At 72.0% G+C, this 14,888-nt stretch carries 11 protein-coding genes; 8 read left to right on the top strand and 3 right to left on the bottom strand.

All coding sequences use genetic code 11. The annotated features are described in order from the left end of the window. Positions 1–453 precede the first annotated feature (453 nt). The 5 genes from BL254_RS18440 to BL254_RS18420 all read left to right on the top strand — a co-directional run bounded on the left by BL254_RS18440 (position 454) and on the right by BL254_RS18420 (position 4,805). Positions 454–1,461 carry an ABC transporter substrate-binding protein gene (locus BL254_RS18440; protein WP_047224169.1) on the top strand — a complete coding sequence of 336 codons (1,008 nt, stop codon included), beginning with the start codon at positions 454–456 and terminating at the stop codon, positions 1,459–1,461. A 182-nt stretch (positions 1,462–1,643) separates the two neighbouring features. Next, positions 1,644–2,255: an NADPH-dependent FMN reductase gene (locus tag BL254_RS18435; protein ID WP_076844254.1), complete on the top strand. Its 612-nt coding sequence runs from the start codon at positions 1,644–1,646 to the stop codon at positions 2,253–2,255. Continuing rightward, a complete protein-coding gene (locus tag BL254_RS18430) occupies positions 2,252–2,896 on the top strand; it encodes a flavin reductase family protein (protein WP_083731185.1) in 645 nt (214 codons plus the stop codon). Before BL254_RS18435 ends, BL254_RS18430 begins: the two co-directional genes overlap by 4 nt. Positions 2,897–2,987: 91 nt before the next feature. Then, positions 2,988–4,289 carry an acyl-CoA dehydrogenase family protein gene (locus BL254_RS18425; RefSeq protein WP_076844252.1) on the top strand — a complete coding sequence of 434 codons (1,302 nt, stop codon included), beginning with the start codon at positions 2,988–2,990 and terminating at the stop codon, positions 4,287–4,289. Positions 4,290–4,532: 243 nt separating this feature from the next. Continuing rightward, positions 4,533–4,805 carry a DUF2530 domain-containing protein gene (locus BL254_RS18420; RefSeq protein WP_047224830.1) on the top strand — a complete coding sequence of 91 codons (273 nt, stop codon included), beginning with the start codon at positions 4,533–4,535 and terminating at the stop codon, positions 4,803–4,805. A 279-nt stretch (positions 4,806–5,084) separates the two neighbouring features. Here BL254_RS18420 and BL254_RS27860 read toward each other — a convergent pair whose 3' ends face one another. The 3 genes from BL254_RS27860 to BL254_RS18410 all read right to left on the bottom strand — a co-directional run bounded on the left by BL254_RS27860 (position 5,085) and on the right by BL254_RS18410 (position 10,668). After that, entirely contained in the window at positions 5,085–5,621 is a 537-nt protein-coding gene (locus BL254_RS27860) for a hypothetical protein (protein ID WP_200902544.1), read from the bottom strand. Further along, the gene (locus BL254_RS27855; protein WP_200902545.1) at positions 5,618–6,253 is read right to left on the bottom strand and encodes a Fic family protein; all 636 of its coding nucleotides are present in this window, start codon (positions 6,251–6,253) and stop codon (positions 5,618–5,620) included. The genes BL254_RS27860 and BL254_RS27855 overlap by 4 nt, the downstream gene beginning before the upstream one ends. Positions 6,254–6,495: 242 nt before the next feature. Further along, the gene (locus BL254_RS18410; RefSeq protein WP_076844250.1) at positions 6,496–10,668 is read right to left on the bottom strand and encodes a sacsin N-terminal ATP-binding-like domain-containing protein; all 4,173 of its coding nucleotides are present in this window, start codon (positions 10,666–10,668) and stop codon (positions 6,496–6,498) included. Positions 10,669–10,835: 167 nt separating this feature from the next. Between BL254_RS18410 and BL254_RS18405 the strand changes: the two genes are divergently transcribed. The 3 genes from BL254_RS18405 (at position 10,836) to purM (ending at position 14,878) form a co-directional block, all read left to right on the top strand. After that, positions 10,836–11,705 (top strand): sterol carrier family protein, encoded by an 870-nt coding sequence (locus BL254_RS18405; RefSeq protein WP_047224831.1) that lies wholly within the window; start codon positions 10,836–10,838, stop codon positions 11,703–11,705. A 363-nt stretch (positions 11,706–12,068) separates the two neighbouring features. Further along, complete coding sequence (gene purF / locus BL254_RS18400; RefSeq protein WP_371390886.1) at positions 12,069–13,655, top strand: amidophosphoribosyltransferase; 1,587 nt, start codon at positions 12,069–12,071, stop codon at positions 13,653–13,655. Positions 13,656–13,699: 44 nt separating this feature from the next. Further along, positions 13,700–14,878 (top strand): phosphoribosylformylglycinamidine cyclo-ligase, encoded by a 1,179-nt coding sequence (gene purM / locus BL254_RS18395; protein ID WP_047224832.1) that lies wholly within the window; start codon positions 13,700–13,702, stop codon positions 14,876–14,878. Positions 14,879–14,888 lie beyond the last annotated feature (10 nt).

The following is a 14,888-nucleotide window of genomic DNA, read 5'->3' as shown; positions in this document are numbered from 1 at the left end:
GATGTGACCCCGAGTCACCAGAAGCGCCGGCTTGAGCATGAAATCAACGGAAGCATGACGCYCCCACCTGCGTCAACGGACCAACTTGTGTGATACATATCACTTTTCTACTTCTTGACTGAACAAGCAAAAAATACGCAGAGTGCTGTTTTATGCCTGCCGAGACCGTCCTGACGCGACGTCGTTGCGTGGATTACGGTCGGGCCTGGAGTAGCCGCTGTCGATGACGGACTCGTCGCCGCCGCCATCTCGGATCCGGTCGGTGCACGGCCGTTTTCCCATCGAATTGTAGCTTTCCGTAACCAGGATTTTCGACTGCGGCCCTGATGTTCCCGCCGTCCGGCCGGTTTCCGTCGGCCAGGGCTGTCCGGAATCGTCCGGCCTGTTTCCCGCCACCGTCACGTTTTCCTTCACCTTCGCGGACGACAGAGATCCGCGTACCGGAGTTGCCTGATGCCACGTCTGTCAACCCGTCCGAAATCCCGCCTGCTCGTCGGCCTCGCCGCGCTCGTGGCCCTGCTGTTGGCTGTCGCCTGCGGCGGGGGATCCGACGCGCCGCAGGCGACGACGCCGGCGGGTGCCGCGCCGGACCTGTCCGGTGTGACCCTGCGGGTCGCGGACCAGGTCGGTCAGAACAAGGCGGTGCTCGATGCCTCCGGCGCGCTCAAGGATGCGCCGTACAAGATCGAATGGTCGGACTTCTCCGCCGCGGCGCCTCTGTTGCAGGCACTGCGGGCGAACGCCGCCGACATCGGCGGCGCCGGAGACGCGCCCGTCCTGTCCTCGCTCGGCTCCGGCGCGCCGCTGAAGGTCGTCGGCGCGTCCCGCGGCTCCCCGCGGGGGGTCGCGCTCCTGGTCAGCAAGGACTCGCCCATCCACAGCGTGGCGGAGTTGAAGGGCAAGACCGTCTCGCCGACCACGAAGGGCAGCGTCGGGCACTACCTGCTGCTCGGCGCGCTCCGGGAGGCCGGGCTCACCCCGAACGACGTGGAGATCTCGTTCCTGACGCCGCAGGCGGCCGGTGCCGCCTTCGACTCCAACCAGATCGCGGCGTGGTCCACCTGGGACCCGTACATCGCGCTTTCGGAGGCAAAGGGCGCCCGGGTCCTTCGGGACGGCGACGGGATCAGCACCGGRCTCGGATTCACCGTAGCCTCGCAGCAGGCGCTCGAGAATCCGGCGAAACGCGCGGCCATCGCCGACTTCCTGGTCCGTCAGGGTCGGGCATACGCATGGACGAACTCCAACAAGGAGGCGTTCACCACATTGTTCGCCTCCCTGACGAAGCTGCCCGAGCCGGTCGCGGCCACGGTGGTCGGCCGCCGGAACATGCTCGCGGTCCCGATCGACGACACCGTCGTAAAGGACCTGCAACGCACCGCGGACGTCTACACCGAGGCCGGCGTCCTCGACAAGAAACTCGATGTGGCCTCGTTCCTGGTCCGATCGCTGGGTAATTGACCAAGCAGATGACCGGGCAGTTGACCAAACAGTTGACCGTGGCCGTGGAACAGAATGGACAGAGGCTTCGAGCCCGTCGATCATCCATATGCCCATCGGTCGAAGACGGCGCGATCACTCTCTTCCCGCGCCGCCGGCGGCCCAGGTTTCAGGATCACTGAGAGCCCAGTCGGAGGCTGGTCATGCCGCAGCCCTTCCCGCGCATCATCGTCCTGAGCGGAAACCCCCGCCCGGGTTCGCGGACGCTCACGGTCGCCCGCGCGCTCGCCGACCGGATCCGCGACGGTCTGACCGCCGATCCCGCGTTCGGGACGGCCACCCCGGAACCGGCCGCGGAGTCCGGTGACGTCGACCTCGCCCTGCTGGCACCGGAGCTGTTCACCGACAGCACCGGTGCCGTCGCGAGCGCGGTGGAATCCGTCCGCGGCGCAGGTGTGCTCGTCGTGGCGACGCCGGTGTACAAGGCCACCTACACCGGTCTGCTCAAGGCCTTCCTCGACCCGCTCCCGTCGGGTGCGCTGGCCGGGGTGGTCGCCATACCGGTGATCGTGTCGGGCGCACCGGCGCATCTGCCCGTTACCGAGCTGCATCTGCGTCCGCTGCTGGCCGAGCTCGGCGCGACCGTCCCCGTCCCGGCATTTTCGATCATCGAAGCCAGGCTGCCGGAGCTCGACGACGAGACCGCGGCCTGGTCCGCGGCGAACGGCGGGCTGGTCCGGGCGGCCGTCACGGCGCTGGCCGCGGCGGCGCCGGTTACCGTGGGGGCGGCCACCGGGTCGGGGGGTGCGCGGTGAGCGGCGGCCAGGCCCGGCCCGCGTCCGCCGCCGCCCGCCACGCGGCGCAGGCCCGGCTCACCGAATCGCTGGACGATCACGGTATCGCCGATAGTCCGGTGGTCCGGCTTGTCGGCGCTGCTCCCGCCGACGCTGAGAACGCCGCCGAGCGTGGGGTCGACCCGGACGCCTACCGCCGGGTCTTCCGCCGGCACGCCGCGGGGGTGACGGTGGTGACCCTGGAAGGAGCCTCCGGTCCGGTCGGCTTCACCGCGACGTCGGTGGCCTCGCTGTCGCTCGAACCGCCGCTGATCTCGCTGTCCGTGGCGTCGACATCGTCGAGCTGGCCGTCGTTGCTCGTCGCGGACACGGTGGTCGTACACCTGCTCTCCGACAGCCAGCGCGATCTCGCGCACCGTTTCGCCATCAAGGGGATCGACCGGTTCGCCGCGCCGACCCGCTGGACGCGGCTACCGACCGGTGAGCCGCTGCTCGCCGAGGCGCCAGCCTGGGTGCGGGCCCGGCTTGAGCACCGGGTTGCCACCGGCGACCACCGGCTGCTGGTTGCCCGGGTCCTGCAGGCACACACCGGGGACGACGTGACCCCGCTGATCTACCACGACGGCCGCTACGGAACCTTCCTGGAAAACGACGCCCGGTGAACGCCGGTGTCCCACCGTCCCGCTGCGGTTCCGTGTGTTCTTCGGCCCGGATGAACATTCCCTGATCTGCAATGGCACAGGGGGCGTACCAGTGAGCGTCGCACCGTCGATCGCGCCATCGCGCCAGTCCCGTCGGGAACTGCTGGYCGAACTGGCCGTCGAGTTCGCCGCGACCGCGGCCGAGCACGACCGGTCGGGGACCTTTCCGGTGGCGAACCTCGACCGGCTGCACCGGGCCGGGCTGATCGGACTGACGGTGCCGGCCGCCTACGGCGGAGCGGAGGCAGGCCTGTCCGAGGTGGTCGAGGTGCTCGGGACGATCGCCCGCGGCGACCCGTCGACCACACTGGTCCTCGCCATGACCTACATCATCCACGCGAGCTGCGGACGCTTTGAGCCATGGCCTGCGCAGGTGTACGGGCCCATTGCGCGTTCCGCCGTCGAAGAGGGCGCGCTGGCCAACGGGCTGCGGGTGGAGCCCGATCTCGGCACCCCCGCCCGCGGCGGCATACCGGCGACGACAGCGCGTTGGACCGGGGACGGCTGGGAGCTCAGCGGCCACAAGATCTATTCGACGGGCGCGCCGGTGCTGCGCTGGATGCTGGTGTGGGGAGCCACCGACCCCGCCAGTGACCCGGCCGCCGAGCCCGCTGGTGATCCCGCCGACGGGGCCGCCGGCGATCCGGCGCTGGACGCCGCCTCCCACGGGCGGCCGGAGCCGGCCTCGGCGCGGCCGAGACCGCGCGAGCCGCGGATCGGCACCTTCCTGGTGCCGGCGGACGCCCCGGGCATCGAGATCGTCCGTACCTGGGACCACTTCGGTATGCGCGCAACCGAAAGCCACGACGTGATCTTCAACCGGGTGCGCCTGGACGCCGCGGCGGGGATCGGCCTGACGCCCGCGTCGAGGCTGCGGGACCCGGGGGTGGTCGATTCCACCGTTGCGTCCGGCCTCGCGGCGTGGGGCGGTCTGACCATTGCCTCGATCTATCTGGGGGTCGCCGAGGCCGCCCGGGACTGGCTGATCGGTTTTCTGCACGAGCGGGTACCGTCCAACCTCGGCAGGCCGCTGGCGAGCCTGCCGCGCTTCCAGGCCGCGGTCGGGGAGATCGACGTCACGCTGACCACGGCCCGACTGCTGGTCGAGACGACCACGCGCGAGGTCGACGCCGGGAAAGCCCTCCCTACATCCCGTGGCAGCGTCGTGAAGTCGGCGGTCACGAACGCCGCGATCGACGCGGTGGGCAAGGCGGTCGCCCTGATCGGCAATCCCGGCCTGACCCGTGCGAATCCCCTGGAGCGCCACTACCGGAACGTCCTCTGCGGACGGGTACACACCCCCCAGGACGACGCCGTCCACGCCGCCGCCGGCCGTGCTCTCCTGTCCTCCTGACACCCCGTTGCCGTTTGCCGGGCCCCCGACGCCCTCCCGACGTGCGTCGTCCGCTTACAAGATCACCGCGAGTTTGTCGTTGTGTACGCTTTTTCGGCTGAAAACCGTACACAGCGACAAAATCTTTTGGATCATGACCTGTGCTGCCGCGCCTGGCCGGGGTCCCTGCGCGGCGGACCGCGTGCGGGGGCGTCGTGCCGGGGCATCGTGCCGGGGCGACCCGGCCCGGGTAGCGTCGTACGGGTGAGCGCGACGGGTGAGCGGCGGCAGTTGGAACCGCTCCCGTACGACGGTGTGCTGTCGGTGCGGGTGGGCACGGTCCTGTGGCTCGTCGCGCTGATCGTGATGCTGCCGTTCTGGGATGATCTACGCGCTGACGGTCACCTGTGGTGGATCGCCACCGCGGCCGTCGGCACGCTGCTCGGCCTGGTCGGCGTCTGGTCCACGACCCGCCGCCGCAACCGCCTCCGCCACCAGCTCCCCACCGCCCGCACCGACGACCACCCCGCGTCATAGCCGCCCCGTCCACAGCCGCTCCCAGCCGCGGCGGCCGGCCGTCTGTTGCCGTCAGGGCCGGCGCGTATTGGAGGGGCTCTTTTCGCGGCCGGCCGGAAGTCGTATCTGGTGCTGACATTCCGTGAAACGACGGTAGGCGATTTCGTGTCTGGCGGTGTACATCATTACGGTGTACATCATTACGGGCACACACGCGGCCGAGGCTGCAGCGTGGGCTGTGTTGACCTGCGGGGATTTCTACGGGATCCGGATCTGTTCGGGGTCGACACGGTTACGGCGTCAGCCGGTTGGACGGGGAAGGGCCGGCACCGGCCGGGCCGGGGCGGCCTGACGGGTATCCCACCTGGTGCTGGCCAGGTGCCGTTCGGCGAGGGTCAGCAACTCGAAGACCTCCCGGGCGAGGTAGCCCGTCGTGTTTCGTCCAACCTGCCGTGGGGTGAGCACGCCAGCGCTGGCCAGCTCTTCGACAGCGGCCCGGGCCGCTGGGAACGACACGTCCAGCAGGCGTTCGACCGTCCGGGCCGTGACAAGGGGGACTTCGGGAAGCTGTTGGAGCAGCCGCACAACGGCTGAACTGGAACGCGCCTGGCGCCGCTTCCCCTGGGACTCACGGGAGCGGCCATGGCGATCCGTCCACTCCCGCTGGAGATCTGTGAGCTCCTGGGCGAAACGGCTGGCCTGTGCGACCGTCACCTCAACGGCTTCGAGAAACACCATCAGCCACCGTTTCACGCCGTCTCGGCCGTCCTCGCCGTACCGGTACGCGTTCAGCCCCTGGACGTAGGCGTCAGAACGGGTGAGCAGTACGAAGCTCACCGGGAGTACCGCGGCACGGGTGAGTCCCGCCGGGCCAGCACCGTGTGGATCAGTGCTCGTCCGACCCGTCCGTTCCCGTCCGTGTACGGGTGGATGGTCTCGAACTGGGCGTGCACGAGCCCGGCCTGCACGAGTGGTGAATGACCGGCTCCGGACATGTACAGGGCAAGATCATCCATGAGCGGCTCGACGCGTTCAGGTGGCGGCGGAACGAAATCGGCGTCGAGAGGATGCCAGTCATTGCCACCGATCCAGTTCTGTACGGTGCGCAGTCCCGGAGGATGATGATCGGGTAGCAGCGCGCGGTGCAGGTTGGTGATGTCTGCCACGGTGATACTCGGTGCCTCTGCCAGTTCCCCCGCGGCCTGCTTCAGTGCTCGGATGTTGTTGGCGACGAGACGGGCGTTGGCGGTGAAACCGCGGACGGGGATGCCCTCGGTGTCGGCCAGTTCGACGAGGGCGAGTTGCTGAGCGGACACCTGTAGCCCTTCGATCCGGGACGAGGCCAGTGCCTCGGAACGGAGCAGGAAGCGGGCAAGACCTTCCAACCCGCGGGCGCCCGGGCTGTGAGCCAGGCCCCGTACGACGGCCTCGACCTGGGCGCATCGGGCGTCGAGTTCCGCATCAACCATCAGCGGGCGGTTGACCAGGGGATCCGGAACATATGACCGATATGTTCCACCTTGGCGATCGCGGCGGACGGGCGCGCCACAGGAGGGCTCCCAGTGCCGGGCCCCGTAGTGGGCCATCCGTTCACCGTCTGACCTTTAACGCCGCGGGCTCGCATTAAAGTTTAGGGGTCCAACCTTTAATGGCGGCTCCTGCCCTGTGTGTCCGCTGTTGCCTGTCGAGTCGGTGGCCGGGCGCTGCTGGGTCAGGAGTCGTCGAGGTCGGCTTCGGCCTGGCGTTGGGCTTCGCCGGCGGGGTTGCGCAGCGCTTCGGCGATGGCGTGCCGGCGGTCCCAGGTGCCGGCGTGCCAGGCCAGGGCCCTGGCCAGCGCGTCCGTCCCGGCGCCGGCATCGACGTGGATCTCCCCGCCGATGCCGCCGAGCACCCGCCACGGGACCGGTGTGGGCCGGCCGTCGACGTCGGCCACGAGCAGGCGGGCATGGGAAAGGTACGGTGTCCCGTCCGGCGCCGTGAGCTCTTCCGGGGTTTCGGGGGTTTCCGGGGCCGGGGAGGCGTTCGCCGCGCTGGCCCTCCCGCCGGCTTCGACGGCGGTGTCGTGGGCGGTGCTGTCGTGGGCGGTGATGACGTCGCAGTCGCCCAGCGACGACAGCAGGGGAACGCCGAGCACGTAGGACGCTTCGGCCGCCCGGTCCAGTGGCAGCCGCAGCGCGCCGCGTCCCGCTCCGAGCAGCGGCAGGAGGTCCGGCGCGTCCACGATCACGGCGTCGGAGGTCCGTACCACGCCGTGCGGGGTGCGCACGGTCAGCGGTGGGTCGATGCCGGCCGGTCCCTCGCTGTCGGTCTCGCCGTCGGTGTCGGTGTCGGTCTCGCCGTCGGCGACGGTGTCGGTGTCGCGGTAGGCGTCGTCGCTGGTGATTCCGGCACGGGGGAGGGCCGCGACGGCGTCCACCGCAGCCATGTAGAGGGCGCGGGCCGCCGACCACGGTACGTCCCGGTCGGCGTCGCCGAGTCGGTCCAGCAGGTCGAGCACGGCGTCCGGATCGCCGAGGACGTCGGCGAGCGTGAGCCGGCAGCCGAGCCGGCGCAGCAGGTCGGCGTCGACCCCGGGTAGGGGGGCGGCCGGCGCGAACAGCCCGACCAGCAGCGGGTCGGCGCCGGGCAGCGCCAGTTCCGGTGGCGGCAGCACGGCCGTGGATCCGGCGACCGGAAGCAGCGCGTTGCGCGAGAGCCACCAGCGCGTGTACGACACGCCGACGTCCGCGGCCGACCAGGCATCGGGGTCGGCGTCGGCACCGGCCCGCCGGCTCCACCCAGGATGATCGGGCCACCGGAACCGGTCGAAACCCATGATCACGTCTCGCAGGGGTGGCCGGGCCAGTTCCGCGAGCGCGGCGGGCCACCGTGACGGGTCGACGAGCTCGAGATCGCGTATGGCGGTGAAGGTCCGCAGGGCGGGTGGCGCGCCCGGCTCGGCCGGAGCCGGGCCGGCCCCGGCCGAGCCGCCGGCGGTGACCTCCGCCACCCAGATGTCGCTGTCGTCCAGGTCGAGCAGGACTGGCTCGTCCGGATCGAGCCGGACGTCGGTGGCGCTGAGCACGGCAAAGGTCCGCAGCACCCCGACCGCTTCGAGGACCTCTGCCGGCCATGCCTGCGCGAAGTCGTCGGCCAGGGCGCGGAACGGCGCGTCCGCCGCGAGCACCTGGTCGAGCGGGCCGTCGGCGATCAGAAGTTCGGCGGCGGGGGTGAAGTCGCCGTCGCTGTCGGGAAGCAGCAGGTCAGCGAGCCAGGACAGCTCTCCGGAGGTTGGCTCGTCGCCAAAAGTGATGGTTCCGTCGTCGATAGTGCCGGTGTCGCCGCCATCGATGCCGCCGGCGACACCGAAGCCCGCGTCCCGGACCAGAGCGAGGACGGCGCCCGCCAGCGCGAGCGCGGCGTCGGGATCGGTGTCCGCGTCGACATCCATGATCGTGTCACGGACGGAGCCATCGCGCAGGACACCGGCGGGGGTGCCCTCGACCGCGCCCAGTGTGCGCAGGGCGTCGCGGGCGGCACCGGCGCAGGCGTCCGGATGCGCCACCCGCAGCGGGAGACCCGAGGCCACCAGCGCGACAACGTCCAGCTCGGGGGTGGGAAGCAGCACCCCGCGCGGGCCGGTGACCATCCGGACACCCAGCTCCTGGGGGCTGTCGGCGACGCCGGTCACGCTCGTGTTGGTGTCCGCGTCCGCGATGGCCGCGATGGCCGTGGCGGTCGCAGCGGCCGCGGGGACTACGGCCGCGGGGATCACGGCAGCGGTGGACGCGGCAGCGGCCAGCGGGACGGGCAGGGCGCCGAGGGCGTCCCGGTCGGGAGCGTTCGCCAGCGCCGCGTAGACCCGTGCCCACCAGGCCGGCGTCATGCGCAGCTCGGCGAGGATCTCGACGACCCCGGCGGTGTCGAGGCGGCGCACCCCCAGGGCGTCGAGGGCCGGCCGCCAGCGGCGGGCGGCGTAGGCTGCGGGCAACAGCCCGTCGACGGTGCCACCGGGGTCGTCGACGGGCCCGCCCGCGCGATCGTCGTCACCGACGGACAGGTCCGCGCCGGCGGGCGGGAGACCACCGGTGAGCACGGCGGTGCCCGTGGACGCCAGGGCCGGAGCGGGATCTTCCAGGGCCGGGGCGGGACCGTCGGGTGTGGCTGTGAGCAGCGCGGTGACCGGATCGGTCGCGGGGCCGAGGTCGCAGACGAGACAGTCGCCGCCACGGCGGCCGCCGGGCAGCATCGGCGCGTCCGGCAGCAGCCGGGCGAGGGTGTCCCGCAGTCTGGCGTCGACGTCGCCGACCGGCAGCCCGGTGGGGACGAGCTCGAGCGAGGCCGTCGGCGCCGAAGCCGACGGGGCGTCCAGCGCTGCCCGCCAGAGTGAGGCGTCCAACGCTGTCCGCGGCGACGAGGCGGCAGGTCCCGCCGGATCCGCCTGTGGCCGCTGCGTGTCCAGGGTCTCCTGCGCTCTCAGGACGTCCCAGAGCGACTGCGTCTGTGTCGATGCGGCATTCGCGATCGTCGGTGCTGACGCTGGTGCCGACGTGGGCTGGGCGTCCGGTGCCGGCAGACGGCCGTTGCCGAGGTCGACGGCGATGTCGACGACGGTCTCGGCGAGCCGGTCGACCAGCCAGTCCCGCAGCGGGCCGGCGACCGTGTGCCGACGGGACGGCTCCAGCGGCAGGCCCACGCTGGCCAGCACCGGCAACGACAGCCGCTCGTCGGTCGGCTGCGGCGCGCGGACGAGTTTCGGCACGTCCGCGGGCCAGCCGCCCTCGCGTACGAAGGCCCGTGTCTCGAACCCGGTGCGGGCCCGCTCCTCCACCGGCCGGTCGGCGAGCAGGGCGGGYGGGATCATCCCGCGCCGGACCCGGCCGAGCCAGCGCCYGCCGTCGAGCACCGCGATCTCCATGCCGTCCGGTGTCCGGTCCGCCCAGGTGCAGGACAGGGTCCGCGGGACGCCGTCGATCACAACGGTGACCTCGGTGAGCCCGGGCATGACCAGCGGGAGCGTCGGGTCGAGGCCCGCGAGCAGGGCGCGGGCCAGGGCGGTCGCGTCGGCGTCGCGCAGCGGCAGCCGGATGACGGTGTCATAGCCCGCTGGCGGCGGTGCCGCGTCGAGGATGGGCAGGGGCAGCCGGAGCACCGGGACGGCACCGCCGCGGCGGGCCAGTTCGGTGTCGAGGGCCGGCACCCCGAGCCTGCCCACCGCGTCGATCGTTTCCCGCTTCGACCAGCGGACGCCGCGGCTGCCGCCCGGCAGGCCGGCGGTGTCCCGGGCGTCCCGCGACACGATCGACGGGGTGTCGCTGACGGCCAGGACCGCGGCGAAGCCGACGCCGAAGCGTCCGAGGGCCGCGGTGTCACGTTTGGCCGAGGCACGCAGCGTCGAGAGCGATTCGACCCCCGGTACGGACAGCGCCGCCCCGGTGTTGGCGATCTCCAGTATGCTGCCGCCCCCGCTGCCGTGACCGTCACCGCCGCGCTCGCCGTCGCCGGGGCCGTGACCGTTGGGGGCATGGCTGCCAGGAGCATGGCTGCCAGGAGCATGGCTGCCAGGAGCATGGCTGCCAGGAGCATGGCTGCCAGGAGCATGGCTGCCAGGAGCATGGCTGCCGGGGGCGTCGCCGCTGGTCAGCGTTATGAGGACACGGCAGTCGGCCCCGGCGTCCTGGGCCGCGTCCACGGCGTTCTGGAGCAGTTCCACGACGAGGCGGTCGTGGTAGGCGCCGCGGGCGGCGTCCTCCTCGGCGTTCGCGTCCTCGCGGAAGCGGGCGGGGGATGCGGCCCAGGCGTCCAGCACCCGGCGGCGGATGGCGGCCGTCCCGAACGGGTCGTCCGGGGCTGTGCCGCCGGCGCTCGCGTCCACGATCACGTTCCCGTACGGCTGCGTGTCCATCGGCCCATCCTCCTCTTCGACGGCCCGGGCCAGCGTTCCAGGAGTAAAAGATCAATAATCGCGTCGCGGCCTGATCACCGACCGACGGCCGATGACCGGACCACCGGCTGCCGGCTGCCGGCTGACGGCTGACGACCGGCCGTTGGCGTGCGGTCGATAATCGGACGGTGGCGTCCGCGGCTCGTCGTGATGATCCGAAGCTGGTGCCGGCGCTGATCGGCCAGTGGGAGCGGATCGCGGACCAGGTGGACGCATCCGCCGACCTGGCGTTCACGCGGCCGAGCCGGCTGCCCGGCCGCAGTGTCGCGGACGTCGTCGGGCGTCTGGCCAGGTCCGTCGCCGCGCTCGCGGACGCGGCCGCGTCCGCACCGCCGCCCGCCACCGCGCCGACGCTGTCCGCGTCCGTCTACCTTGCCGGCCATCTCACCGCCCTCCCTGCCGGCCGGCAGCCGACGGCCGCCGGCCTCGACGCCCCCGCTCTGGGCGATCCCGCTGGTTTCGCGGCCGGCGCCCGCTCGCGGCTGCGGGAGCGCGTCGCCGCCGCGGTGGCCGCTGTCGACGGCGCTGACACCGGACGCCTGGTCGCTGTCACGGCCGCCGACGACGGGTTCCCGGCCGCCGGCACCGGCGGGACGGACGGCGGTGGTGGTAGTGATGGCGGTGCCGGGATACGCCTCGGGGATCTGCTGCTCGCCGAGGTGCTGGCGGGCGTCGTGTACGGCCTGGATCTCGGGGTCGAGCCGGCCCGGGACGCGCTGCGGCTCGCTGTGAAGGCGTGCACCGGTGAGCTCGTGACCCGTGCCCCGGGGCGCTCGGTGGAGGTCCGAGTACCCCCTTTCGCCGCGGTGCAGGCGGTCGAGGGCCCGCGGCACACCCGGGGCACCCCGCCGAACGTGGTCGAGGCCGGGGCGGTCGCCTTCGTCGAGCTCGCGGCAGGCCGGCTGAGCTGGGCGGATGCGACGGCGGACGGTCGGGTCCGAGCCAGCGGCGCCCGTGCCGATCTTCGTCCGTACCTCCCGCTGCTGCGGATCGCCTGACCGGAATCATCCGGTTGGGCTCACCCGGCCGCCGGCCCGACGGGCCCGCCGTCGCGGACCAGATGATCACGCTGGGACGCCTGATGCCCCCGACCGGCGTGATGATCATCGTCCCGCCGTCCCGACGGGAACGTCGCCGCGCTGGTTTTGCTGTCAGAAACGCTGAACATGCCTGTGATATCCGCTCCCGCCCGCATGAGTTGTAGATCGACGGGTGTCGCCCCGGGCCCGCGCTGCTAGCGTGGACACCGGACCAGTACCAATGACGTCCAAGGAGCTGTGTTGCGCGACGTCGGTGACTGTTCGACCTGTCCACCTGCCTGTTCGGCGGGAGGCCCCGGGTCTGCCCGCATTCCGCAGGCTGTGACGGCGCGTGGTCCCAGCGCATCGCACACGGGCGCTGGGAGCTTCGGCGCGGGATGCTGTGGTCCTGATCATGGCGTTTTCGACTACTCCGATGATCCCGGTCCGCGGGACGCCTGCGGGGTCTTCGGGGTGTGGGCGCCGGACGAGGACGTCGCGAAGCTCACCTACTACGGACTGTACGCGCTACAGCACCGGGGTCAGGAGGCGGCGGGCATCGCCGTCGCCGACGGCCGGACCGTCCTCGTCTTCAAGGAGCTGGGGCTGGTCGCCCAGGTCTTCGACGAGGTGACGCTGGCCAGCCTGTCCGGCCACGTGGCCATCGGGCACACCCGCTACTCGACGACCGGGTCGTCGACCTGGGAGAACGCCCAGCCGTCCTACCGCTCATCGCAGCGTGGGAACGTCGTCGCGCTCGGTCACAACGGCAACCTGACCAACACCGTCGAGCTCGCTGCCGATCTTGTCGACACCGGTGAGGACCGGATCCGGGCGACCACCGACTCCGATCTGATCACGGCCATGCTGGCCGCCCATCCGGGCCCGACGCTGCAGGACGCGGCCATGGCTGTGCTGCCACAGCTGGCCGGCGCGTTCTCGCTGGTCTTCTGCGACACCTCGACCCTGTACGCCGCCCGGGACACGCACGGGGTGCACCCGCTGGTCCTCGGCCGGCTCGGCGGGGACGTCCCGGCGGCCGGCTGGGTCGTGGCGAGCGAGACCGCCGCCCTCGACATCGTCGGCGCCGAGTTCGTCCGCGAGATCGAGCCCGGCGAACTGGTCGTCATCGACGCCGCCGGGCCACGCTCGCACAGATACGCGCCCGCGACGCCGCACGGCTGCCTGTTCGAGTACGTCTACCTGGCCCGCCCGGACACGACGATCGCGGGCCGTTCCGTGCACGCGGCCCGGGTCGATGTCGGCCGTGCCCTCGCCCGCGAGGCCCCGGCGGACGCCGATCTCGTCATCGGGGTGCCGCAGTCCGGCGTGCCGGCAGCGGTCGGCTTCGCCGAGGCCAGCCGGATTCCCTACGGCGAGGGCCTGGTGAAGAACTCCTATGTGGGACGCACCTTCATCCAGCCGTCGCAGACCATCCGCCAGCGTGGCATCCGCCTGAAGCTCAACCCGCTGCGCGATGTGATCGACGGCCGTCGGCTCGTCGTCGTCGACGACTCGATCGTGCGTGGCAACACCCAGCGAGCCCTGGTACGGATGCTGCGGGAGGCCGGCGCGGCCGAGGTGCACGTGCGGATCTCCTCGCCCCCGGTGCGCTGGCCGTGCTTCTACGGCATCGACTTCGCCACCCGGGCGGAGCTGATCGCGAGCAGTGCCTGCGTCGAGGAGATCCGTGAGTCGCTCGGTGCCGACTCGCTCGCCTACGTCTCGCTGGACGGCCTGGTCGCGGCCTCCCGGCAGCCGGCCGAGACGCTGTGCCGGGCCTGTTTCGACGGGGTGTATCCGGTGCCGCTCCCGCACACCGACCATCTCGGCAAGTACCTGCTGGAGGACGTCGTGAGCGAGATCACGGCCGGGATGAACGGCGCCGACCCCTCCCCGGACGTGGACTCCGTGGTGCAGCCGGGGTGAGCGTGCCACCGCCTGTTCCGCCTGGCCCACCGGCCGCGAGGACGGTGACGCCTCCCCCGGCACCGGCCCCGCCCCCAGCCGCGGTGTCCTATCGGGACGCCGGCGTCGACATCGATGCYGGTGACCGTGCCGTCGCGCTCATGCGCGAGCATGTCGCCCGGGCCACGCGGCCCGAGGTGGTCGGTTCCCTCGGCGGTTTCGCCGGGCTGTTCGAACTCGATGTCACCCGCTACCGGCGTCCGCTGCTCGCCTCGTCGACCGACGGCGTAGGCACGAAGATCGCCATTGCGCGGGCGGTCGGACGACACGACACCGTCGGTGTCGACCTGGTCGCGATGGTCGTGGACGACCTGGTGGTCTGCGGCGCCGAACCGCTGTTCCTGCTGGACTACATCGCCTGCGGGACGGTCGTCCCGGAGCGGATCGCGGCGATCGTCGCCGGGATCGCGCAGGGCTGCCAGCAGGCCGGCGCCGCGCTGGTCGGCGGTGAGACCGCGGAGCATCCCGGTCTGATGGGCGCCGACGACTACGATCTCGCCGCCACCGGCGTCGGTGTGGTGGAGGCGGACGCGCTGCTGGGGCCGGATCGGGTGCGGCCCGGGGACGCGGTGGTCGCGATGGCCTCGTCCGGCCTGCACTCCAACGGGTACTCCCTGGTGCGCCACGCGCTGCTCGGCCCGCCGGATCCGGACGGCCCCGGCGGGGTGTCCGCGGAAGGCCGGGCCGCCCTGGCCCGCCACGAGGACGACCTGGGTACCACTCTCGGTGAGGCACTGCTCGTCCCCACCCGGATCTACGCTCGTGACTGCCTCGCTCTGGCCGAGGCTCTGGACGTCCACGCCTTCGCGCATGTCACCGGCGGTGGGCTCGCGGCCAACCTGGCGCGGGTGCTGCCCGCCGACCTGACCGCCCGGCTGGACCGCTCCACCTGGGCCCCGCCGCCCCTGTTCGCCCTGCTGGCCGGGCGTGGCGGCATATCGCGGGCCGAGATGGAACGCACGTTCAACCTCGGGGTGGGGATGGTCGCCCTGCTCGGCGCGGACGACGCGCCCGCCGCCGTGGACCTGCTCGCCGCCCGCGGGGTCCCCGCCTGGATCGTCGGGGAGGTCACCGCCCACCCCGGTGAGGGCACTGCCGGGGGCGCTGCCGGCTCCGTCAACGGTGCGGGTGCCGCCGAGGAGGGCCGGGTCGAGCTTGTCGGGGAACACCCTCCCACCGGGTAGCCGATTCCGG

It is taken from the genome of Protofrankia sp. BMG5.30 (assembly GCF_001983005.1).
Classification (GTDB): domain Bacteria; phylum Actinomycetota; class Actinomycetes; order Frankiales; family Frankiaceae; genus Protofrankia; species Protofrankia coriariae.
The sequence above is the reverse complement of the archived record's forward strand: the minus strand, read 5'-3'. Positions and strand labels throughout refer to the sequence as shown.